General features: G+C 40.5%; 18 protein-coding genes. 16 read left to right on the top strand and 2 right to left on the bottom strand.

The features are described 5' to 3' along the window. Nucleotides 1–10 precede the first annotated feature (10 nt). On the bottom strand, nt 11–2,428 hold the full coding sequence (locus NQT65_RS09525) for a TonB-dependent receptor (RefSeq protein WP_256851050.1): 2,418 nt from the start codon (nt 2,426–2,428) through the stop codon (nt 11–13). A gap of 210 nt (nt 2,429–2,638) precedes the next feature. Continuing rightward, nucleotides 2,639–3,910, bottom strand: coding sequence for a Xaa-Pro dipeptidase (locus tag NQT65_RS09520; protein WP_126008853.1), 1,272 nt, complete (start codon nt 3,908–3,910; stop codon nt 2,639–2,641). A gap of 152 nt (nt 3,911–4,062) precedes the next feature. Here NQT65_RS09520 and NQT65_RS09515 point away from each other — a divergent pair, with 152 nt between their 5' ends. The 16 genes from NQT65_RS09515 (at nt 4,063) to NQT65_RS09440 (ending at nt 23,240) form a co-directional block, all read left to right on the top strand. Continuing rightward, on the top strand, nt 4,063–5,904 hold the full coding sequence (locus tag NQT65_RS09515; RefSeq protein WP_256851049.1) for a DUF885 domain-containing protein: 1,842 nt from the start codon (nt 4,063–4,065) through the stop codon (nt 5,902–5,904). Nucleotides 5,905–5,999: 95 nt separating this feature from the next. Then, nucleotides 6,000–6,512, top strand: a complete 513-nt coding sequence (locus tag NQT65_RS09510; protein ID WP_024031710.1) for a YcgN family cysteine cluster protein — start codon at nt 6,000–6,002, stop codon at nt 6,510–6,512. Next, nucleotides 6,512–7,024: an RNA methyltransferase gene (locus NQT65_RS09505; RefSeq protein WP_126008849.1), complete on the top strand. Its 513-nt coding sequence runs from the start codon at nt 6,512–6,514 to the stop codon at nt 7,022–7,024. Before NQT65_RS09510 ends, NQT65_RS09505 begins: the two co-directional genes overlap by 1 nt. 90 nt (nt 7,025–7,114) lie before the next feature. Then, nucleotides 7,115–8,002 carry a substrate-binding periplasmic protein gene (locus NQT65_RS09500; protein ID WP_126008847.1) on the top strand — a complete coding sequence of 296 codons (888 nt, stop codon included), beginning with the start codon at nt 7,115–7,117 and terminating at the stop codon, nt 8,000–8,002. A gap of 84 nt (nt 8,003–8,086) precedes the next feature. Then, nucleotides 8,087–9,340, top strand: a complete 1,254-nt coding sequence (locus tag NQT65_RS09495; protein WP_004586349.1) for a sugar MFS transporter — start codon at nt 8,087–8,089, stop codon at nt 9,338–9,340. Between the two features lie 244 nt (nt 9,341–9,584). Continuing rightward, nucleotides 9,585–11,474: a methyl-accepting chemotaxis protein gene (locus NQT65_RS09490; RefSeq protein ID WP_256851048.1), complete on the top strand. Its 1,890-nt coding sequence runs from the start codon at nt 9,585–9,587 to the stop codon at nt 11,472–11,474. 3 nt (nt 11,475–11,477) lie between these two features. Next, on the top strand, nt 11,478–12,575 hold the full coding sequence (locus NQT65_RS09485) for a GGDEF domain-containing protein (protein WP_256851047.1): 1,098 nt from the start codon (nt 11,478–11,480) through the stop codon (nt 12,573–12,575). Beyond that, nucleotides 12,572–13,186 carry a DsbA family protein gene (locus tag NQT65_RS09480; protein ID WP_126008841.1) on the top strand — a complete coding sequence of 205 codons (615 nt, stop codon included), beginning with the start codon at nt 12,572–12,574 and terminating at the stop codon, nt 13,184–13,186. The genes NQT65_RS09485 and NQT65_RS09480 overlap by 4 nt, the downstream gene beginning before the upstream one ends. 232 nt (nt 13,187–13,418) lie before the next feature. Continuing rightward, a complete protein-coding gene (locus NQT65_RS09475) occupies nt 13,419–14,171 on the top strand; it encodes a DUF3450 domain-containing protein (protein ID WP_256851046.1) in 753 nt (250 codons plus the stop codon). A gap of 10 nt (nt 14,172–14,181) precedes the next feature. Then, nucleotides 14,182–15,549 carry a MotA/TolQ/ExbB proton channel family protein gene (locus NQT65_RS09470; protein ID WP_064387264.1) on the top strand — a complete coding sequence of 456 codons (1,368 nt, stop codon included), beginning with the start codon at nt 14,182–14,184 and terminating at the stop codon, nt 15,547–15,549. A 3-nt stretch (nt 15,550–15,552) separates the two neighbouring features. Beyond that, entirely contained in the window at nt 15,553–16,080 is a 528-nt protein-coding gene (locus tag NQT65_RS09465; RefSeq protein WP_029772985.1) for a MotA/TolQ/ExbB proton channel family protein, read from the top strand. 51 nt (nt 16,081–16,131) lie between these two features. Further along, nucleotides 16,132–16,545, top strand: a complete 414-nt coding sequence (locus NQT65_RS09460) for an ExbD/TolR family protein (RefSeq protein WP_004586342.1) — start codon at nt 16,132–16,134, stop codon at nt 16,543–16,545. A 12-nt stretch (nt 16,546–16,557) separates the two neighbouring features. After that, nucleotides 16,558–17,163, top strand: coding sequence for an energy transducer TonB (locus NQT65_RS09455; protein ID WP_029772986.1), 606 nt, complete (start codon nt 16,558–16,560; stop codon nt 17,161–17,163). A gap of 33 nt (nt 17,164–17,196) precedes the next feature. Further along, nucleotides 17,197–18,525: a CDC27 family protein gene (locus NQT65_RS09450; RefSeq protein ID WP_256851045.1), complete on the top strand. Its 1,329-nt coding sequence runs from the start codon at nt 17,197–17,199 to the stop codon at nt 18,523–18,525. A 300-nt stretch (nt 18,526–18,825) separates the two neighbouring features. Beyond that, on the top strand, nt 18,826–20,427 hold the full coding sequence (locus tag NQT65_RS09445; protein WP_126008833.1) for a beta-helix domain-containing protein: 1,602 nt from the start codon (nt 18,826–18,828) through the stop codon (nt 20,425–20,427). A 95-nt stretch (nt 20,428–20,522) separates the two neighbouring features. Continuing rightward, complete coding sequence (locus NQT65_RS09440; protein ID WP_206435502.1) at nt 20,523–23,240, top strand: TonB-dependent receptor plug domain-containing protein; 2,718 nt, start codon at nt 20,523–20,525, stop codon at nt 23,238–23,240. The last annotated feature ends 285 nt before the right edge of the window (nt 23,241–23,525 follow it).

Raw genomic sequence — 23,525 nt, 5'->3', positions numbered from 1 at the left:
TTATGCAGGGTTAAAGTGTGTAGCTAAAGCTGAGCTTAGCATTACGCTCTTCGCCTGGCATACCACCTAAAAACATAGCTTTAGAGTAGTACTTTTTATTAAACAAATTGTTTAAATTAAGCTGCATGTGCCACTTATTAGTGGTGTACGAAACTGCTGCGTCGTACACCGTATAGCTTGGTACATAGCCATCAGGAATACTAAACGAGCTTGAGTTTGTGCTTCTGTTATCAACAAAAGTAATACCGCCACTTATGTTAACAGCCTCAGGTAGGTTAAACATATCGGCGTAGTAGGTAACCCACGTACTTGCCGTTACATACGGTACGCCTTTTTGGCGTGTATCGTAACTGCTGCTATTTGGATTAGATTTATCGCGGGCATCTTGGTATACGCCGTTTACATTTACTTTCCATTGCTCGTTTAAGTGCGCATTTAAATCGAGTTCAACGCCTTTGGTTTGCTCTTCACCATCGTAGTAGCTCTCTACTACATCAGGTCCAGATACACCGGCTTCATACAGTGGGTTTGTGTATTCAAGGTTTGTACGCGCGCTTTCAAATACCACCAGTGATGCTAAAAGCTGATCATCAAATGCTTTAAATCTAAAGCCTAAATCGTTACTGATAGACTCAGAGTCTTCACGGTCAGCCTCTGTACCTGCTACTGAGCCTAATACACTGTAGGCAGTACGGCCTTTAGCGTGGTTAATAAACACGGAAAAGTTTTCAGTAGGTTGATAGGTTGCGCCTAAGTTATAAGTTAAGCCACTGTCTGATGTGTTTGCTTCAGGCGTTGGCTCAGCGCGGCTTGAGCTATAACGCTCATCTACACCATAGTGCTCATATGTTTGCTTAATGCGATTATAAGCAACACCAACTCGAGTTGTAAGCTGCTCAGTAATATAGCCTACGTGTTGAATACCTAAGCCCCACGCTTGTACTTTTTTATTGTAGTCACTGGTTTTTAGTGGGTCGTAGTCATCAAAACTGCCTGTTGGCCAATTTGGCGAGCGCATATCATAAATATATGGCAGCGTTCCTTGGTAAAGTACATTTCCTTCGCTGTCGTAAATAACTTTGTCTGCATCGTAAATAGAATACTGTTTAAAGCGAATGTCTCTGTCTTCGTAGTTTGCATTAACCAGTAATTCGTTATCCACGTCGCCTAACATAAAGTCATAGCGTAAATCTAAGAAATACTGCCATGACTTTTCATCAGCTTCTACTTGGCGGTATTCTTGGCGTCGCGCTGCAAACGGGTAAAGCACACCGTCTTCAACTAACGGGGCACGCGGGTCGTTATTTATAATGCCATCGCGTGTTGAATACACGTAATTAAACGCGCCAGTTTGACGAGCAAAGCTTGATGTGTAGTTACGGTACTGTAACTGCTGATTTAAAAATAAATCATCTGTAATAAAGTAATTATGGGTTAGCTTAAAGCGAAGCTCTTCACCTTCATTATCATCCGCCATAGGAGAGATAATACCGTTAGTACCAAAATCGTACGGGGTAAGGCCATCGGTTGATGAAAGCGACTGTGCCAATTGTGTTTGTTGAGCCGCAGTTAATTGAACACCATTACCAGATGGGTCATTTACTAAATCTGCGCCAGTTACTTCACCTGCAGTTAAACCATTGGCGGTTTCTGCATTATAAATTCGAATAGGGTGGCCAATAGAATCTACTGCAATTGAGTCTTTAATATAGGCTGCAGAGAGCATGATATCTTGCTTGTCGCTTAGTATGTATTTAAGCGAGGTGTAAATTTCGTCGCGGTCTTCTTTTAAATCACGAAAGCCATCGCTTGAGGCTGTTTTAGCCATTACGCGATACGCTAGGTCATCGGTAATCGCATTGCTGCTATCAAAGGCAAGTGAATAACTATCCCACTGGCCAAGCTCGGCAGATATTTTATGTTTTTCTTCAAACTCAGGCTTTTTTTCAATCAGATTTATAACACCACCAGCACTGCCTATACCATATAAACCGGTAGCAGGGCCTTTAAGTACTTCAACCGACTCAACATTAGTGAGTGAACGAGTTGGGTTAAATGTATTACCTAAGCCTGCACCGCCATACATACCATCGTAAGTGTAATTAGCATCAAGACCACGAATGACTAAATTGTCGCCTATACCGTAGTTATTACCAGCTTGAGTTAAACCACTTACATTACGTACAAGCTCTTGTAGGCTGTCTACACCTTGTGACTCTATAAGTTCACGGTCAATAATAACAACCGGTGCCGGTGTTTCCATTAACGACATGTCTGATTTAGTTGCAAGGCCTGAGCTCATTACAACTTGGTTTTGCTTTTCGTAAACGCTGATGCGCTCAATGTCTTTTTCAGCCGTTGTTGCAGCAACCGCTAATGATGCGTTTAAACACGCAAGTGTAACAAGAGAGTATTTGAACTTTTTCATATTGATAATTATTCGCATTCCATAAAGTGTGCGAATAGTAATAGTTATTATTCGTTAAGTGAATAAAAAATTCTACAAAAGTGAAATTAATTGCGTAGTAGGTGAGTTATTGTTCTAAAAAGTAAATTTAAGGTTGAAATAATGCGGTAAATAAAAAAGCATAAAAGTGTAAGCTTTTATGCTTTTGTAAAATAATACACTAATTAATGACTATTTTTTATAAACAACGCCTGCTTTCATAACAAAAGGAATGCGCTCAAGCACAGAGATATTTTTAAGTGGATTACCTTTTACGGCAATAATGTCGGCTGCAAACCCTGATTTTAGCTGACCCAGTTTATTATCCATTTTTAATAGCTTTGCACTGTTAATGGTGGCAGCCTGTATTGCTTGTAGTTCGCTCATGCCAAATTTAACCATACGGCTAAATTGTTTGGCGTTATCGCCATGAGGATAAATAGCAGCATCGGTACCAAATACCATATTTACACCGGCTTTTACTGCGCGGTTAAAGCTGTCGCGTTGCTTTTTAGACACTTGGCGTTCTTTATTGAGGTTTTCTTCATCTACCCCATTTTGCTCACCAAAGCTCAGTGTGTATTCTGTATTATAAATGTCCATTGATAACCACGTGCCATGTTTTTTAGCAAGTGCGATGGCTTCATCATCTAAAAAGCTGGCATGTTCAATACTATCTACGCCGGCTTTTATAGCTGTTTTAATACCACTTGTGCCATGTGCGTGAGCGGCTACAGGTAAATCACGCATGTGGGCTTCATCTACAATGGCTTTCATTTCTTCAAATGAATACTGCTGTACACCCACTTTTGTCCCTTTAGAAAAAACGCCCCCCGTGGCACAAAACTTAATGGCATTAGCGCCATACTTTATGTTTTCTCGTACTTTTACACGTGCAGCCCATGGACCATCGGCTACCCCTGTTGAAGTGTATTTTAGCTCTGGTGGTAAACGGTTATTATCGCAATGTCCGCCTGTGATCCCAAGCGAAGGGCCAGCTGCCCAAATACGCGGGCCTACAATATCTCCGGCGTTAATACCATCACGCACTGCAATCACGCTATAGCCCTCGGCCCCTACATTTCTGAGGGTAGTAAAACCAGCAAGCAATGTTTTTTTAGCAAAGTGCGCGGCTTTAATGGCCATGCGCGGTACCGACTGACTTAAACGCTCACTTCGAGATACCGTAGGGTCGCTGGTCAAATGTACATGCATATCCATAAGGCCCGGCATTAAAGTGAGCTCGGGTAAATCAATATGCTGATCGTTTTTGCTCATGCTCGGCTTTTTGTTTTGTGCAACGTTAGTGATCACCCCATTATCAATGGTGATCAGCGGCGATTGAATAACCTCGCCTGTTTGAACATCTACCATGGCTTTAGCAGATATATAAGTAAGGGCTTGCGCGTTAAAGCTTCCTAAACACATAAGTGCAACGGAGGCGCTGAGTAGCTTTTTTTTCATTGTTTTTTCTTCTGGTGGCGGTTTAATTAATTGAAATGTAACAACCTAATATAAAAGTGTAAATATAATAGGTTAATCGCCACTTATCGTAATTTCTTTATTAACGCAGGTTAAATGCGCATAATCGGCTGACGATACTAAAAAGGATTACCATGAAATCAATTAAATTAGCCTTAGTTGCCAGTGGCGTTATGTTTGCTTTAAGTGGCTGTATGAACACACAAACCAGTAATAACACTGGCAATAGTGCACAGCTAAACACGTCAAACGCACCTGCGGCTATTGTTTCAGAGCTCTCTTATGAGCAGCAATTAGATGTACTTGTAGCACAGTACTACAACGAGTTACTCAGCTTTAAACCTATTAATGCAACTTATAGTGGGCGCAGTGAATTTAATGATAAGTTTACCCCCGCTATTACCCAAAAGAATAGGGCAAAAAAAGCCGCGTTTTACAAAAAGTATCAACAACGTTTAACACTTATTGATAAGGCGCAGTTAACAGGGCAAGCGTTACTCAGCTATGAAATATTACAAAGAGACCTAGCACTTAATTTAGAGGGAATGCAATTTCCAAGCTATATGCAGCCTATTAACCAAATGGCGGGAGCGCATAATACCTTTGCAGGTTTTGGCTCGGGGCAAAGTGCGCAGCCATTTAATACCGTAGAAGATTACAATAATTTTATAAAACGAAGCGAAGGCTTTATTTCCTGGCTCAGCAGTGTAGAGCGCGCGATGGCGAAGGGGATTAAAGCGGGCATTACCTTACCAAAACCATTAGCTAAAAAGCTTCAGCCACAATTTGCCGCGCATGTGGTTAAAAATGCTGAGGATTCGTTATTTTGGGGGCCAATTAAAAACTTACCAGCCTCATTTACCGCACAGCAAAAGCAGCAAATAACGGCGCAATATAAAGCACTTATTATGCAGCAATTAGTGCCTGCATATAAAAGTATGAGCGACTTTTTAGCCAATCAATACATTCCTCAAAGCCGAGAAACGGTAGGCTATAGCGACTTGCCTAATGGTAAAGCTTGGTATGAATATCAAATTAAAAAAAATACCACGTTGAGCCTTTCTGCAGATGAAATACATGAGATTGGTTTAAGTGAAGTTTCGCGTATTTTGAGTCAGATGAAAAAAGTAAAACACGAGGTAGGTTTTAACGGCACCTTGGATGAGTTTTTTCAGCACTTACGTGATTCGGACCAATTTTATTACGATACGTCAGAGGCATTAATAGCAGCGTATGAAGATATAAAACAAAAAATAGATGCGCGCGTCCCTTTACTGTTCGATGTTGCGCCTAAAGCCCCTTATGTTGTAAAAGCGGTTGAACCTTACCGAGCCCAATCTGCAGCGGGTGCATCTTATGCAGCGCCTGCACCTGATGGCTCTCGACCAGGTATTTTTTACATCAATACTTATAACCTTAAAGCGCAGCCAAAATTTTTATTAGAAACACTCTCTATACACGAAGCCGCGCCAGGCCATCACTTTCAAATTGCTTTACAGCAAGAAATAGATGGCCTTCCAGATTTTAGAAAATTTGGCGGCTACACGGTATTTGCAGAGGGCTGGGCGTTGTACGCAGAAAGCTTAGGAAAAGAGTTGGGCTTATTTACAGACCCTTATATGTGGTACGGGCGTTTGGCCGATGAGCAACTTAGAGCAATGCGCTTAGTGCTTGATACAGGCTTTCATGCAAAAGGCTGGACTCGACAGCAAGGTATCGATTACATGCTGGCAAATTCGTCAATGGCTAAAAGCGATGTGATAGCAGAAGTTGAGCGTTATATTGCATGGCCTGGCCAAGCACTTTCGTACAAATTGGGCCAATTTAAAATTCAACAATTACGTGACTACTCTAAAAAAGAGTTAGGTGATAAGTTTGATATTAAAGCGTTTCATACGCAAATATTGATTGATGGCGCCTTGCCGATGCCTATTTTAGAGGAAAAAATTAAACGTTGGGTTGCTGCCAGTAAATAGCAAAATGCACAAAGCCCGTACAAATAAAGGCACGGGCTTTGCGCACGCTGTAGCAATACGTTAGAATGCGCGCTCTTTAGGGGCGCGAGTAAATTATGTTTGATCAAGAGTTAGCAAATACACAGTTTTGGCTTAAAAAAAGCTTAGCCGATATGAACCAAAACGAATGGGAAGCGATTTGTGATGGTTGCGGAAAATGCTGTTTAAATACCTTTATTGACAGTGAAGATGAAGATGAATTTACCGCCACCGATCAACTACGTGAAGGCGAAGAGCTTATTTTCACCAACATTGTTTGCCAATACCTTGATAACAATACCTGTGGTTGTAGCGAATACGAAAACCGCCAAACGCTTGTCCCTTCTTGCGTTAAACTGACCAAAGCCAACCTTAAAGATATCTTTTTTATGCCGCAAAGCTGTAGTTATCGCCGTCTTCACGAGGGGCGAGGTTTAGCCTCTTGGCATCCGCTATTAAATCAGGGTGACAAAACCCAAATGCATGCACTTGGTATTTCTGTTAAAGATAAAACCGTAAAAGACTGTGACGTAAAGCTCGATGACTTTGATTTATACATTGCTGAGTGGCCAACAAAGGATTGCGACTGATGAGCGAGTTTAAGGCTGTAATAGGTTTAATTAATCCTAAAAGCCCGACAAATGTTGGCGGCGTTTTACGTGCCGCGGGTTGTTATGACGCTAAACAAGTATTCTTTACCGGTAGTCGCTACTTAAATGCTAAAAAGTTTCATACCGATACTAAAAATGTTGTTGAGCGTATTGCACTTACCGGCACTGATAACCTACTCAGTGTAAAACCTGAAGGCGCAAAGGTTGTGGTTATTGAGCTGATTGAAGGCGCCACGGCGTTACCTGATTTTAAACACCCTGAAAACGCATTTTATGTATTTGGGCCAGAAGACGGCTCAGTACCAAAAGAGGTTTTAAAATGGTGCGATGAAGTGGTTTACGTACCTACAATTGGTTGTATGAACCTTGCGGCCACCTGCAATGTGGTACTTTACGACCGTTTAGCCAAACTTGGTGGGGTAGAGAGCAGCGACTCAACTATTATTAATTCTCGCGATACCAATAATAAAATGAAGTGGGTAAAAGCTTAAGCACCCACTGCTGTAATTTTAATTAAAATTTCTTTTACTTTATGTACTAAGTTCTACACTTTAGGAACATATTGTAAATGAAATTTAATTATGCGTTTATTTTTAATCCTCATACTCTTTTCATCTTATTGTTTTGCTGAGGTTCCTGTGACCTACATGCAAGATGATACTCGTCACACTGTAATAGGTGAGCGCTATAAATCGGGTTACCTATTTAGCGCGCCAAACAGCAATCAAACAATTCATGTGGTTACATTAGACTGGCCGCCTTACATAGGTAATAAGCTGTGTAACAAAGGCTGGGTATATCAATTTAGTACGGCGATTCTACATAGCGCTGGTTATAGTGCTTATATAGAGTTTGTTCCTTGGGCGAGAGCTGTTCGTTCTGTAGAGCTCGGTAAAGCCGATGTTTTAATGCCAGAGTATTATATTGAAGACACCGCGCCATCTGATTACATAGAAGGTAAAACACGCCGTAAGCTTTTAGGGCTTTCTAATTCGTTTGAAGGCGGTAACATAGGTTTTTTAAAACGCAAAGGCGAGCCCGACAGGTTTAATGGCAATTTAAAGTCGCTTAAAGGCTCGCGTATTGGTGTTGTAAGAGGGTATCAAAATACCCCTGAGTTTGATGCCATGATGGATAATAATGAGTTTATTATTATTCATGCCGTAGACGATTTACAACTTGTAAAATTACTCGCTGCAGGACGTGTAGATTTAATTATAGGCGACCCCGCTGTGTTACTTTACTCGGTAAAATATGCAGCTTTACCCGATAGCGAAAAACAGACCCTACTTAGTGCTATCGAACCAGAAAGCAAGGCAATTCAATATAACCCTTTATATTTTGCGATTAGTAAAAAAACACCAAACTGGCTCACTGTATTAGAAGATATTAATACTGCTTTATACAAATTTAAAAATAGCGGCGAAACCCAAAGGATGAAACAGGCCTTATTAAATGAATGCGATTAATTGTAACGTTCCAATTATTTTGTACTTATAATGTGTCGCAAACGTGTAAAATCATTTTCAACTTGTTAATGGAGTGAAAATGACGTGAGTGAAATAAATACCAATCAATCATTTGCGGTCAAAGAGCAACAAAATAAAAATTACCTGTTACCGCTGACTGCAATGACCACACTGTTTTTTTTATGGGGTTTTATTACCGTTTTAAACGACGTGCTAATACCTCGTCTGAAAGGCGTTTTTGACCTAACTTACTTTGAAGCAATGCTCGTACAGTTTTGCTTTTTTGGCGCCTATTTTATTGTCTCTATTCCAGCTGGAATTTTGGTTAAACAATTAGGTTATAAAAAAGGCATACTAACCGGCCTAGTGGTTGCCTCAATTGGCTGTATGTTGTTTTACCCTGCGGTAGTAGTGCATGAATACTGGTTGTTTTTAGGTGCATTATTTGTACTGGCTGCTGGTGTAACTGTTTTGCAGGTTTCTGCAAACCCGTATGTAGCTGCTTTAGGGCCGGAAAAAACCGCCTCATCTAGGCTAAATTTAGCGCAAGCACTTAATGCCTTAGGGACAACCGTAGGCCCGTATGTTGGAGGTATCCTGTTTTTTGGTACCGCAGGTACATTAGCGGCAAGTGCTGCTTCTGCTGAGTCTGTAAAAGTACCTTATTTAATGTTAGCAGCGGCCTTACTTATTATTGCTATCGTATTTGCCTTTATTAAGCTTCCTGAAATAGAAGGCCATAAAGAAGAAAATAACCCGGTTAATGAAACTCGCTCACTAACACAGGCACCTCATTTAACAATGGGCGTATTTGCTATATTTTGTTATGTCGGTGGTGAAGTGGCTATTGGTAGTTTTTTAGTTAACTTTTTTGGTGAAGCACATATAGCTGGGCTTGAAGAGCACGCTGCTGCTGCACTGATCAGCTACTATTGGGGCGGAGCAATGGTTGGCCGCTTTATTGGCTCTGCTGCACTACAAAAAATAGCGCCATCTAAAGCATTGGCATTTAATGCCTGCATGGTAATTGCCTTATTACTTGTGACTATATTTACGCAAGGCAATGTAGCCCTGTACGCGGTACTGGCCATTGGTTTATTTAACTCAATTATGTTCCCGACTATATTTTCTGTAGCGATAGAGCGCTTAGGCTCATTAACCAGTAAAGGCTCTGGTTGGTTGTGTTTGGCAATAGTAGGGGGTGCCTTGGTGCCTTTATTACAGGGTTACATTGCTGATGTTGTTAATATTCAGCAAAGCTTTTTTGTTCCGCTAGTGTGTTATGTATTTATTGCTTGGTATGGCTTGAACGTGGTTCGTTTAGCTAAAAAGTGGTAAATACTCCCTGATGAAAGAGCGACTGAATACGTATTCAGTCGCTTTTTTATTACCATTTTATAGGAACGTTCCAAGCGAAGGTTTGTTCTTAAAAAATAGAGTTGTTACAACTATATACCGAACAGAGCTGGTTCTTTATTCTTATTTTAAGTACATAACCTGCTTATCTACCTCATTAACCACGACATACCTTTAAATTTTTGCTAAAAATATAATTAATAACAAAAAATAAAAAAGGGCAGTCATGCTTAACTCACTTAAATTCACCTCAAAAGTGACTATTGCAGCATCTATGGTACTGGTTATTGTACTGGGTTTATTTGCTATAAATAATTACATCGCCATGCGAAACCAAACGCAACAGCAGCTCGATTTAGTCCTTAAGCAAAATTCAGAATCTACCTCTCAAAACATTGCAAGCTGGCTTAACGCTAAACTCACCATAGTAAAATCGATTGCGCAAACTCACAAAAATAGTGATCCAAAACAGTTAACCCTTGCCCAGCTTAATACTGCTAAATACGCTGGTGGCTTTAAAAATACGTATATAGGTAAACCAAGTGGTTTATTTATACTTAACGACCAAAGCATTGTGTTGCCCTCTGATTTTGATGCCACCTCGCGCCCTTGGTATAAGTTAGTCGAAAATAAAAGCTATACCGCATTTACCACCCCGTATATTGATGTAACCACCAACGAGCTGACTATATCTGCAGTCGTGCCTATTCAAAGCAATGGCCGCTTTAGTGGCGTAGCGGGTGCAGATATAGACATGCACATAGTGACTGAAATAATTAACGATATTGATTTTTTAGGGTTAGGGCATGCTTTTTTAGTAGATAAAAATGGTCAAGTGCTAAGCCATCCTAATAACGAACTTAATTTAAAAAACACTTCCGAATTATTTGGCCAACCTACCGCGCTTAATAGCGAATTTACACAATATGATATAGCGGGTGAGCCGCAGTTGATATCGTTTACTAAAATACGTGGCATAGACAATGTTGACTGGTATTTAGGTGTCGTTATTGATAAAAACCAAGCCTATGCAGAGGTGTTTCGCTTTGGTATTAACGCGCTTATTTATATGTTAGTGGGAATTGTGGCCATTATTGTGTTTATGCAATTTTTACTGCGTTACTTAATGCAACCTATGGCGCGCCTAAATGATGCACTAGAAGATATTGCAAAAGGCGAAGGCGATTTAACCAAACGTTTAAAGGTTGAAAACAATGATGAGTTTGGCCAAATTAGTCACTCGTTTAACATTTTTATTGAAAAAATCCAGCACTCTATTGAACACGTTAAATTAACGACTAAACAACTCGATAGCGTAATAGCCAGCGTGGTGTCGCAAACACATTCTTCATTAGCCATGCACCATGACCAAACAAAACGTACTGATAGTGTGGCCATGGCGGTTAATAATTTTTCGCAATCGGCTATGGCTATTGCTAATAACGCCAGTGACGCTTCTGTAATTGCTAAAAATGCAGATGAGCATTCAACACAAAACCAGCAAACCTTATTGCACAGCGTTAATAGTATCCATCAGTTATCAGCCAATATGGAACAAGCGCAACACACTATTAATAGCCTTAACGCGCATACAATTAGTATTGGGCAAGTGCTTGAGGTAATTAAAGGTGTGAGCGAGCAAACCAACTTACTTGCATTAAATGCGGCAATTGAAGCTGCAAGAGCAGGCGAAGCTGGGCGCGGTTTTGCTGTTGTGGCTGATGAGGTACGCCAATTAGCACATCGTACTCAGCAATCAACCCAAGAGATTGAAGATACCGTAGGGCAACTACAAAGAGGCTCAAACCAAGCGGTAGAGCTGATGAAAACTAGTATTCAAAACAGTGAAAAAAGCGTAGAGCACGCTGAAGGTGTGAGCGTGTTAATGGGCCAAATAATAGAGTCAATAAAACAAATTAGCATTGCTAATCATAGTGTTGCCAATGCCACTGTTGAGCAAAACGACCTTGTTAAAGTGCTCGACGCAGACATTACAAGCATGAGTGAGTTATCGGTACAAAGCCAAGAAAATTTAAAAAACACCCTCAATGAATGTACTAAACTTAAACAACAATTTAGTGATTTAGAGCAAATGGTTCAAAAGTTTAGAGTTTAAAATATGCCCAAAAAATCGGTTACAGGACAAAGTTGGTTAAGCCTTATTAACATAGATACGGTGTATAGCTCGGATAAACAGCGCCAAGCATTTTCACTATTCACCATGATAGCCATTGCTATTATTGTTATCTCTATGTTGGTGGTGTTTAACTACACGGTGTATTCGCCTATTCTTACCGCGTCGTTAATCGCGGTTAATATTACCCTTATTAGCGGCACTTTTTATTTTATAAAAACAGCCAAGCTTGATATGGTTGCACTTATAAGTATGTGTATAGTGTTTATTATGTGTGTAGCCCTTACGTATACAGGCGGAAAAGAAAATACCGCGCTTTATTGGCTAATGTTTTACCCTGTAGTGTGTTTTGCCTCTTTAGGTGTAAAGCATGGCTGCAGGCTTGGCTTAGGCTTATTACTGTGCTGCAGTGTTATTTTATACGGGCCTGATTTTGGCCAAGTTAACTATGGCGGTATTGAAAAGTCTCGGTTTTTAGCCTCTTTTACACTGGTGTTTATTTTTTCGTTTATAGGTGAATATTTCAGGCATAAAAGTCACCTGGCAATTGCTGATATAACCCTTGCGCAAACGCAAGATGCCTATACAGATCAGTTAACGGGTGGCGCGAACAGGCGTTTCATCACCGCTCACTTTTTAAAATTAGCTGCTAAAACGCCCGAAAACTACCTGCCGTTTTCTATTTTATTACTTGATTTAGATTATTTTAAACGACTAAACGATACCTATGGTCATGACTTTGGCGATACAGTGTTGATAGAATTTACCAAATTACTTGATTCACAATTTCCAAACTCCGCAGTTAAAGCCCGTTATGGAGGCGAAGAGTTTGTGGTGATTTTACCTAAAGAGACAGCCCCAGTGGCTACAAAATTAGCCGATGATTTTAGACAATGTGTCGCAAAACAAGCTATTTTAACCAGCGATAATAAACGGATATTTATTACCTGTAGTATAGGTGTGGCACAGGTTGATAATGTGGATCATTACAGCCGTGTACTTAAACAAGCAGACGAATACCTGTACCTAGCTAAAGAGCAAGGGCGTAACAAAGTTGTATCAAATCACACAGGAACACTATGACTCAAACTAAACTTATATATGTACACGACCCTATGTGCAGTTGGTGCTGGGGATATAAACCGACGTGGTTAAAACTAAAAGCCGCATTATCTTCGCAGCTTACTATAGAATACAAAGTAGGGGGGCTTGCTCCAGATAGCCAAGAACCCATGCCTGAAAATATGCGCGCCATGCTCCAAAGCACGTGGCATAAAATTAGTGCGATGTTGGGCACACAGTTTAATTTTGATTTTTGGCAGGTTTGTCAGCCAAGGCGCTCTACTTACCCAGCCTGCAGAGCGGCGATTATTGCCAGAGCGCATAATAAAGAGCCACAAATGATAGAGGCAATTCAACATGCTTATTATTTACATGCTCAAAACCCATCTGATGAAAGTACTCTAATTACCTTAGCTGAAAAAATAGGCCTTGATAAACAACAGTTTTGCGAGGAACTTTGCTCTGAGGCTTTGAATCAAAAATTACATGAGGAGTTAGCATTTAGTGCAAGTTTGCCAATACAAGGCTTTCCTTCGTTAGTATTAATAACTGATAATAAAGCCATTGCAATTAAAATAAATTACACCGATCACCAGCAAACACTAAACACAATTAACGCTTTATTAGCTTAACATCTAGCCAAAGTGCGTGTATTTGCTGCTTTAATACACGCTTTGCATATAAACACTCCGATATAAGACGCAAATGTTACAGCTGTAACAAAATAGACTTTTTTGCGCAACATGCCTGTCATTATTCATCTATACAATTTCACTCATTGAAAATCTTTAGCCTAAAACAAGTCAGTTTAGGCTAAAACAACAAACTAGCAAATCCGCTAATTAACGAGTAAAGGTGTATGCGATGAAAGGCGTTAAACCATTGATCTTAGCTGGTATTGTAGCAGCAAGTGCTGCAGTACATGCCAATGATTTAGAAAAGGTTATCGATAAAAGCAGTGAAATAAATAAATCAGCTGCGCAATCACAAACAAAAATAGACAAGATTGCTGATTCAATGCAAGGACGTCTTCAACAGTTTAAAACCCTTAATAAAGAAATTGATGGTTTAACTGTTTATAACGCGCAATTAACTAAACAGTTAAATAACCAAATTGAAGAAATGGAGTCACTTAACCTTTCAATGGATCAGGTCTCTATTATTGAGCGTCAGATCACACCACTAATGTTGCGCATGATTGAAGGGCTTGGGCAATTTGTAGCACTTGATGTGCCATTTTTGCAAGAAGAGCGCACTAAGCGTATTAGCTCTTTAAACGCCATGATGGACCGTGCAGATATTAACTCAAGCGAAAAATTCCGCCGCGTATTAGAAGCATACCAAGTAGAAGTTGATTACGGACGCACTATTGAAGCCTACACCTCACTGCTAAAGGTAGACGGTAAAGAGCGTGAAGTAGACTTTTTACGCATTGGCCGCTTAGAGCTTATTTATTTAACACGTGATGGTAAGCAAGCTGGTAGCTGGGATGAAGAAACAAAATCGTTTGTTACTTTACCAGACTCAACAATTAGCCAAATCAACAAAGGTTTACGTATCGCACGTAAGCAACTTGCCCCAGATATGTTAACTCTGCCAGTACACGCAGCAGAATAAGAGGTTGAAGATGAAACTGTTTACTCAAATGACAAAAATGGCCCTTTTTGCTGCAAGCCTAAGCTTTGCAGGCGCAAGTGTGGCAGCTGAGCCTATGGACTTAGACTCACTATTAAAAACACTTGAAGAAGGCAAATCGGCTCAAAGCGCGCAAAACAAGCAACGCGAACAAGAATTTATGGCGCGCCAAAACGAACAAGTGCAAATGCTTAACAACACGCAAGCAAAACGCAATCAAATGCTTGCTGAGTCTGAGCGCTTAGAAACACAGTTTGAAGAAAACGAAATTAAACTCGCTAACTTAACAGATACACTGTCTAAACGAATGGGTTCTTTAAAAGAGCTATTTGGTGTGCTTCAGCAAGTTGCTGGTGATTCTAGCAATAAGTTTGCTACTTCTGTGGTATCAGCTGAAATTGCGGGTCGTAGCACATTTATGGATGAGCTAGCACAAAAAATGGGCTCTACTTCAAAGCTTGCCTCTATCGAAGATATTGAAAAAGTATGGTTTGAGCTACAGCGCGAAATGACAGAGCAAGGTAAAGTAAGCCGCTTTACTACCGATGTAATTGTACAAGGTGGTGAAAAAGCACAACAAGAAGTGGTACGTGTAGGTGCTTTTAACTTAATCTCTAACGGTAAATACCTAGAATTTAACCCAGTAACAAATACCTTAAGCGAGTTAAATCGCCAGCCTGTCGCACGTTTTACTGCAACTGCAGAAGAGTTACAAAATGCAAAAAATGGTGTTGTGCAGTTTGCACTTGACCCAACGGGTGGCTCAATTTTAGGTTTATTAGTGCAAGCACCAGATACCGAAGAGCGCGTACATCAAGGTGGCACAGTCGGTTACGTTATTTTAGGTGTAGGTGTTATTGCTTTACTTATCTCACTTGAACGTTTTTTCTCATTACTGATTATGGGCGGTAAAATTCGTCGTCAACTTAAAGATGATGTAGCACGCGATGACAACCCACTTGGCCGCGTGATGAAAGTTAAAGATCAGTTCCCTGATGTTGCCCACGACACATTAGAGCTTAAATTAAGCGAAGCTATTTTACGTGAAATGCCAAAAGTAACGCGTAATTTAACGCTTATTAAAATCATCTCGGTGGTGGCGCCGCTGCTAGGTTTACTAGGTACAGTAACCGGTATGATCAACACCTTCCAAGCAATCACATTATTTGGTACAGGTGACCCTAAACTAATGGCTGGTGGTATTTCGCAAGCATTGGTAACAACGGTGCTAGGCTTAGTTGTGGCAATTCCTACGGTATTTTTATACACCCTACTTAATACACGCGCTAAAAATATTTTGCTTACTATTCAAGAGCAAAGCGCAGGTATTATCGCACAGCGAAGCGAGAAGGGAGCATAAACCATGGTGCTATTGATTGACTCAATCAATGCTATCCGTGATTTTCTCGACACTGGTGGCCAAGTCCTCTTGGTCATCGGGGTGTTAATCTTCGCGATGTGGTTATTGATACTCGAGCGATTTATTTATTTTTTCAAAGGTTTTCGTAGTTACAAGCAAAACGTAAAAGCACAGTGGAAAAACCGTGCAGAGCGCAATAGCTGGAATGCTGAGCAAATACGCCAGGCGATGATTTCACGTGCTTCAATGCGTTTAGACACCAACTTAGCACTGATAAATGTAATGGTTGCATTGTGTCCGCTACTTGGGCTGTTAGGCACAGTAACGGGAATGATTGAAGTATTTGATGTAATGGCAATTACCGGTACGGGTAGTGCGCGCTCTATGGCATCAGGTGTTTCTAAAGCAACTATTCCAACCATGGCAGGTATGGTTGGCGCACTTTCGGGTGTATTTGCCTCTACGTTTTTACAGCGCAGAGCCAAGCGCGAAGTTGAACTACTTGAAGACAGCATGGTTTTAGACCATTAAGTAACATTTTGATAAGCGGCTTATAGAGTCGCTCATCCTAGGAGAATAAAAATGAGAGCCCCGTTAGGAAACCTATTACAAGAAGACGAAGCTGAAGAAATTAACATGACCCCAATGTTAGACGTTGTATTTATCATGCTTATTTTCTTCATCGTTACCGCCTCGTTTGTTAAAGAAGCCGGTATTGATGTAAACCGCCCAGAAGCCGCAACAGCGGTTAAAAAAGAACGCGCTAATATTTTAGTGGCTATTTCTGATACAGGCGAGATTTGGATTAATAAACGTCAAATCGATGTACGTGCAGTGCAAGCCAATATCGAACGTTTAAAAGCAGAAAACCCACAAGGGAGCGTGGTTATTCAAGCTGATAAAAAAGCCACCACTGATATGTTAATCAAAGTAATGGATGCGTCGCGTGCTGCAGGTGCGTTTGATGTTTCGATTGCTGCACAAGATGCGTCTTAAGGGTTAGCCATGTTGCGATATTTAGTAGCATTAATAGTAGCGGGTGTAGTGACCTTTATGCTTTTTTTAGGCATGCAGGCACTGATCACCGGTGGTGAAGGTGCCATGTCGGAGCCAGTAAAAGGAAACGTTTTAGACTTTGTACGTTTGAAAAAAGAAGAAACGGTACAAAAGAAAGAGCGTAAACCGCAAAAGCCACCTACACCAAAAGAGCCACCACCACCGATGGAGTCGCCGCAAATGCAAAATAATGATGCAAACGCGGCCAGCAATAATTTTGATTTTGGTGCGGATGTAGGCAGCGACGTTGACCTAGCGGGTGGCTTAGCGCTTGAAACAAGTGATGGTGAATACCTACCCATTGTAAAAGTAGCTCCAGTGTATCCGCGTCGTGCTTTGTCGCGTGGTATTGAAGGCTATGTAATTGTTGAATTTACAGTAACTAAGCAAGGTACTGTACGTGACCCGCAAGTAGTAAAAGCGGTCCCTGAGTCACTGTTTGATAGAGCAGCGATGGATGCCGCACTTAAATTTAAATATAAACCGCGCGTAGTAAATGGTGAAGCCGTTGAAGTGGCGGGTGTTCAAAACAAAATATCTTTCCAAATTAATGGTTAACTTATCTTAATTGGATGAAATAGCGAGGCGATTATGAAATTACTACCTACAGCTAAAAATTTAAAACTGGCGTTATTTTGCACTGCCGCGATCAGTGCAAGTATTGTTGTGCCAAGTACGCTAAGCCTTGTGCCGGGGCTAAACGTAGCAACTGCCCATGCAGAGCAAGAGCAAAAAACAAAGCGTGTACCCGCACTGCGCGAGAAGGTCTATAGCCAGCTTGCTCGTGCGCAAAAGCTCGCTGATGATGGCGATGTAAAAGGCGGCCTTGAAGCACTTGATAGCATTCAAGAGCGAGCTTCAAGTATGAACTCGTACGAAATTGCGATGATGTATAACTTTTATGGCTTTATTTATTACAACGAAAATGATTTACCAAAAGCCATTGCCTCGTTTGAAAAAGTGGTAGCCGAGGAGGCTATTCCTGAGTCATTACGTTTAAGCACCACGTTTAGCTTAGCGCAGCTTGCAATGGCCAACGGCGAGTATAAAAAAGTTATCGCGTTTTTAGATAAGTGGGATGAAATAAATACCAAACCTATTACAGAAGGGTATTACTTACTTAGAGCGCAAACTTATTACCAGTTAAAAGAATATCCAAAGGGGCTTGAGTACATCAATCAAGTTATTGCTCTTAGCGACAGCGAAGGCAAAATCCCTAAAGAAAACTGGTTGGTACTACAGCGCGCTATGTATTACTCACTTAATCAAACAGATAAAGTAGTTGCAGTGCTTGAGCGCATGGTTAAGCTTTACAATAAACCAGAGTATTGGGTTCAGCTTGCTGGTATGTACGGAGAAACCGGCAAAGAAAAAGAGCAACTAGCAGTAATAGAAGCGGCGTATCAACAAGGCTTTTTAAAAACCAAGTCTGACTTAAGACAATTATCGCAAACTTACCTTTATAATGGCCTGGCATACAAAGCAGCTAAAACAATGAGTGATGCGATAGAAAAAGGCATTGTAGAAAAATCAGCGAAAAACTATGCCTTTATTGCAGAGGCCATGATTCAAGCTAAAGAAGATGAAAAATCGATTAGCTACTTCGCAAAAGCGGCTGACCTATCAGAGCATGGTAAGTACGATCAACGCCTAGCAGAAGTGTTTGTTAACACTGAGCAATACGAAGAAGCGGCTGATGCTGCGCGTAAGGCGCTTGATAAAGGCGGACTTGATTTTGAATCAAACGCTTACGTTGCGCTAGGTATGGCACAGTACAATATGCAAAATTTTGATGCGTCTATTTTAGCGTTTGAACAAGCCCAAAAGCATGATAAATCACAACGTTTAGCAAAACAGTGGATTAAATATGTTAAGCGTGAAAAAGTGCATGCGCAAACACTTAAAGCCGCGTTACTTTAACTTTATACCCTAACGCTATTTTACAAATAAAGAAGCGTTTACCTATTTCATAATCGCAACACCAAAACCGCCTTAGGGCGGTTTTTTTCGTTGTTAAAATATTTAAGTTGTTGAATTTAAATTAATTACCATTGTCATCTTATGGTTACTAAACTGTAACTGCTTTGTCATATCTCTAAAGTATCTTATTTGCATCCGATAACTCAGGTCACCTTAATGCATGAGTATCGTGCCTTAAAGTGACTTAAGTTTTTACTTAATGCACTAACAAAATAATTAAATACTTTAACGGAGTGAACAATGAAATTATCTGATTTATTTAAGGTCAGCCTAGTAGCAACTGCAATGACACTAGCTGGCTGTGGCGGCGATATCGAAATTACACCTACTGTAAACGATAACAGCTCGTCAACAGATAACAGTGTTAATAATTCAAACAATACAACTGGTTCAACAACTGAAGAAGAAGCTGTTTGTGCAAGCTACGAATCAGATGCAGGTACGGTAACAGGCGTAGTAAGTGGCATTGATTGTTTATACAACGACTCGTTTGCAAGCAAAACAATTTCTATCACAAGCAACATTACTTTCGCTGAGCTACCTGATGGCGGTGTTCACGTTTTTGAAGATGCATTACAAATTGGCGAAGACGGCAGCACTGTAGATGGCTTTGAAGTACCAGCAAATGGTCCAACAATGACTGTTGAACCAGGTGCCGTTTTAGCATTTGGCTCAGGTGAAGCAATTGTACGTATTGCACGTGGTGCAAAAATTCAAGCGGTAGGTACTGAAGAAAAGCCGGTTGTATTTACTTCTGCAAACGCGTTTGACCGTTTTGATACAGCAGGCGAAGGCGCACGCTACGCAGATTGGGGCGGTATCATCATTAATGGTAACGGCATTACTGACCAATGTACTGATGCAGAGCGTGACGGTGGTACGTGTAACGTAGCCTCTGAAGGTATTACAAGCTACTTTGGTGGTAACGATAATGCAGACTCTAGCGGTAATATTAAATGGGCTAAAATTTGGTACGCAGGTTCAGGCCCTCGCGTTGGTGGTGAAGGCGATGATTTGAATTCACTAACACTAAATGCAGTTGGCTCTGGTTCTGAGTTTGATTACCTACACATTCACCAAGGTTTTGATGACGGTATTGAAATTTTTGGTGGTGCTACAACGCTTAAACACGTAGCGGTAACAGATACACAAGATGATTCGTTTGACTTTGACGCAGGTTGGCAAGGTAAAGCTCAGTACTTATTTATTCAACACGGTACTGTGACACTAAACGACGGCACTGTAGTTAACATGGGTAACAATGGCTTTGAGTCTGATGGTGTTAAAGGTTCTTCTACCGAGCAAGTGTCTCCATCTAACCCAACGGTTGCCAATGTAACGGTTGTAACTACAGATGGTAACTCGGTACGTGATGACGACCCTTCACAAGCTTACAAGTTTGATGACCAATTTAATTCAAGCATTTACAACACTGTTATCGTTAAGCAAAACGCAACTAACACGCAATGTATTGAGTTCTCAGGCGACGGTGAAGCACAAGCAGATAAAATCTCATTCACAAGCTCTGTAATGGCGTGTTCTGCAAACTTTACAGATACAGATACATTTGCAAGCGGCCCATTAGAAGGTCAAACAAAAACAGCGTGGTTTGAAAATGACGGTGTTAACCAAATCTTAACTGATGATGTTGCAGTACTTGCAGATAACGGTTTTGCAACGAACACATCAGCTGCAGAAGTAACGGTTACTGCAACAGATTTAAGCACAAGCGATTCATTTTTTGAAAGCGTAAACTACATTGGTGCGGTATCGGATCAGGATACAGACTCTAGCTGGTATAAATGGGTTGAAGCGGCTGTTACAGCAGCAAATGCTGACTAAATAGCACACCATTATAACCTCTGATTAAAGGCGCCTTGTGGCTTGTTATTTAAGCGTCAGGCGCCTCTTTTGTATAACCTGATTAGGATTATCTCATGTCTAAAAAGCATAGACTCAATCAAATTACCTGGGCAATTGGTTTAGGTTTAGTCGCTCATTCGACTAGCTTAATTGCTGCACAAGCCGATGAACAGTTAACAAACGAACAAGAAATAGAAGAAGTTGTTGCTGTAGGTACGCGTTTACAAGGGAGCGCTGCGGCAGTTGTAGAAGAACGTAAAAACCAAGCCTTTGTTGCCGATATTTTAGGCTCTGAACAATTATCACGCACGGGCGACAGCGACGCAGCATCTGCGCTTCGTCGAGTAACAGGCCTAACGCTTGTTGATGGTAAGTTTATTTACGTTAGGGGCCTTGGTGAGCGTTACTCTAGTGCGCGTTTAAATGGCGCTTACATCCCAAGCCCAGATTTAACCCGTAACGTTATTCCGCTGGATATTTTCCCTGCAAGTATTATTGAAAGTATGGCTGTTCAAAAAGCTTACTCTCCAGACATGCCAGCAGCGTTTGGTGGCGGTAATATAGATATTAGAACTAAATCCGCACCGAGTGAATTTACAGCAGGCATTGAGGTGGGTGCAGGTTACGATACGGCATCAAGTGATGGCTTTACCTACAATCGTAACGAAAATGGCATTCCAAGTGAGTTATCACAGGCTATTTCAACATACCGTGGTGATTTTAGTATTGGCAATATTGTTAGTAGTGAAGGCTTTGAAGATGGCGATTTAACGCGTGCAGAACAAGCAACCGCTGTTAATAACGCACTTTTAAAGTCGCTTCCTCGCGATTATGAGTTAAAAGAAGAGTCGTTAGACCCGCGTTATAATATTAAAGCCCATTATGGTGATAGCTTTGAAGAGAGCTATTTTGGCGGCAAGGTTGGGTTTTTACTGGCAGGTGCTTACAAAAACGAATGGGATTTTGAAGAACGTTTTAGCTCAGTTATCACCCAAGATTTAGAAAACGAAGAAGGCAATGTTGATTGTACAACGTCGTTAGCGACCAGTGAAGATGTGAGTAACTCGTGTTACAACACAGTCAAAAATTCGCAAGTGACAACTGAAACCGAAAGTTATAACGGTTCATTAAGTTTGTCATACCGTTTAGGTACGCACAGTATTTCTGCTCAACAGCTTTACATTATTGATAATGAAGATGAGTCTGAAATTGCTATTTCGCAAAGCCCTGCGGGGAGTTCTACGTTTAGTATTGCGGGTGATGGGATTGCAAACCGTAATCATGAGTTTAATTACGAAGAACGCCAATTAAACATTACTCAAGTTATGGGCCAACATACCTTTTTAGATTATTTTGGTATTGGTGCCGATTGGCAGTACACCGAAGCTAAAGCAACGACTGATATACCTACCAGTGCCGATTTTGAGTTTCGTGACACTTATAATAGTGATGGCAGCTATGCCGGCTCAACTATTACAGGGGATGATAACCGTGTAATTATGTCATACACCAATATGGAAGAGCGTGTTAAGTCGTACGGTGGTAACTTAACGCTGCCGCTTAGCTTTGAGTCTATGGAAGTTGAGTTTAAAGTTGGTTACGATTTTTCTGACAGAGCCCGAATATTTAATACCTCAAGCTTTGCTATAAACAACAGTGGCGGCTCAGGTATTTCAATAAACGACGGTAGTAATGATGCGCTTAATAATAGTGGCTTTTTAACTGACGACTTTATTGATAATAACGCTGTGTTAGTTGACTTTAATGAGCCAACAGCCCCTGATGCCGATGATTACATTGCTGCGCAAAAGGTAGATGCAGGTTATGCGTCTTTCGATGTGTTTTATGATCAATGGATAAGAATAAGCGGTGGTATTCGTTATGAAGAATTTAAACAATCTTCTATCGGTACATCGAGCCTTATTTTTGATGAAGACGATTTAAATACCTTTTACGATCCAGATAAAATTCAAGCAGGCTCTGTTATTACCGATGATTGGTACCCGGCACTGTCTATTACCTATGTAGGTGGCGATGATTACCAAGTGCGCTTAGGTTATGGTGAAACAGTAGTACGCCCTGATTTTCGTGAAGTAGTGCCTGTTACGTATTATGACCCTTTGACCGACATTAGAACCTTTGGTCGTACGGGGATTAAAAGTAGCCCAATTAAAAACTACGACTTACGTTATGAATATTATGGACAAGCCGGTAATTCATTTAGCGTAGCGGCGTTTTATAAAGATATTACAGCGCCAATTGAAACAGTTTTAAACATTGGTGATGAAGATTACTCAGCATCGTTTATAAATGGTGAAACAGCAGAAGTTTATGGTATTGAAGCTGAATGGCTACAAGACTTAACATTTGTAAGTGAAGGCCTATTTACTAGTGGTAATATCACATTAAGTGATTCTGAAGCGTCTATTGACCCAGCACTTGCGGGTACATTAACTAATCCTAAAAAACGTATGACCGGCCACTCTGAGTATGTAGTTAATTTACAATTAAACTACGATTCGTTAGATGGCATGCACAGCAGTTCATTAGTTTATAACGTATTTGGTGAGCGAATTTTAGCAGCGGGTGTTGCTAATAGAGATGACGCGTATGAGCAACCATTTCACTCACTTGATTTAGTTTATACTTATTACCCTGATTTTAATTCTAAGATTAAGTTTAAAGTTAAAAACTTACTCGATGAAGATCAAGAGGTAACACAATCAGACATTATAGTGCGCTCAAAAGAGCAAGGTGTAACGTTTGATTTAAGTTACAGCTACGAGTTTTAATTTTCTTCCCAAGGAAGGGGGATATAATAAAACCTAACTACCGATTAGCCCTGTATTTAATACAGGGCTTTTTTATGACTATGAAAAATATTTAAGTTTCGCTTTATTCACTAGTTTTAAGGCGCTTGGGGTGTTAGGTTAGCTTTATACTAATCAACTTAAATATCTAGTCATTCTAGTGTGCTAAATAAAGCGTGAACGGCGTTATAAATTTTGATGCAAAACAGCTGCATACAAAAATTTATGGCTTGTTATCTCGCTATTAATTTGCCGCTATAAATGATT

The organism is Pseudoalteromonas agarivorans (genome assembly GCF_024518735.1).
Lineage (GTDB): Bacteria > Pseudomonadota > Gammaproteobacteria > Enterobacterales > Alteromonadaceae > Pseudoalteromonas > Pseudoalteromonas atlantica.
Note: the sequence above shows the minus strand (reverse complement) of the source record. Positions and strands in the feature narration are given on the sequence as shown.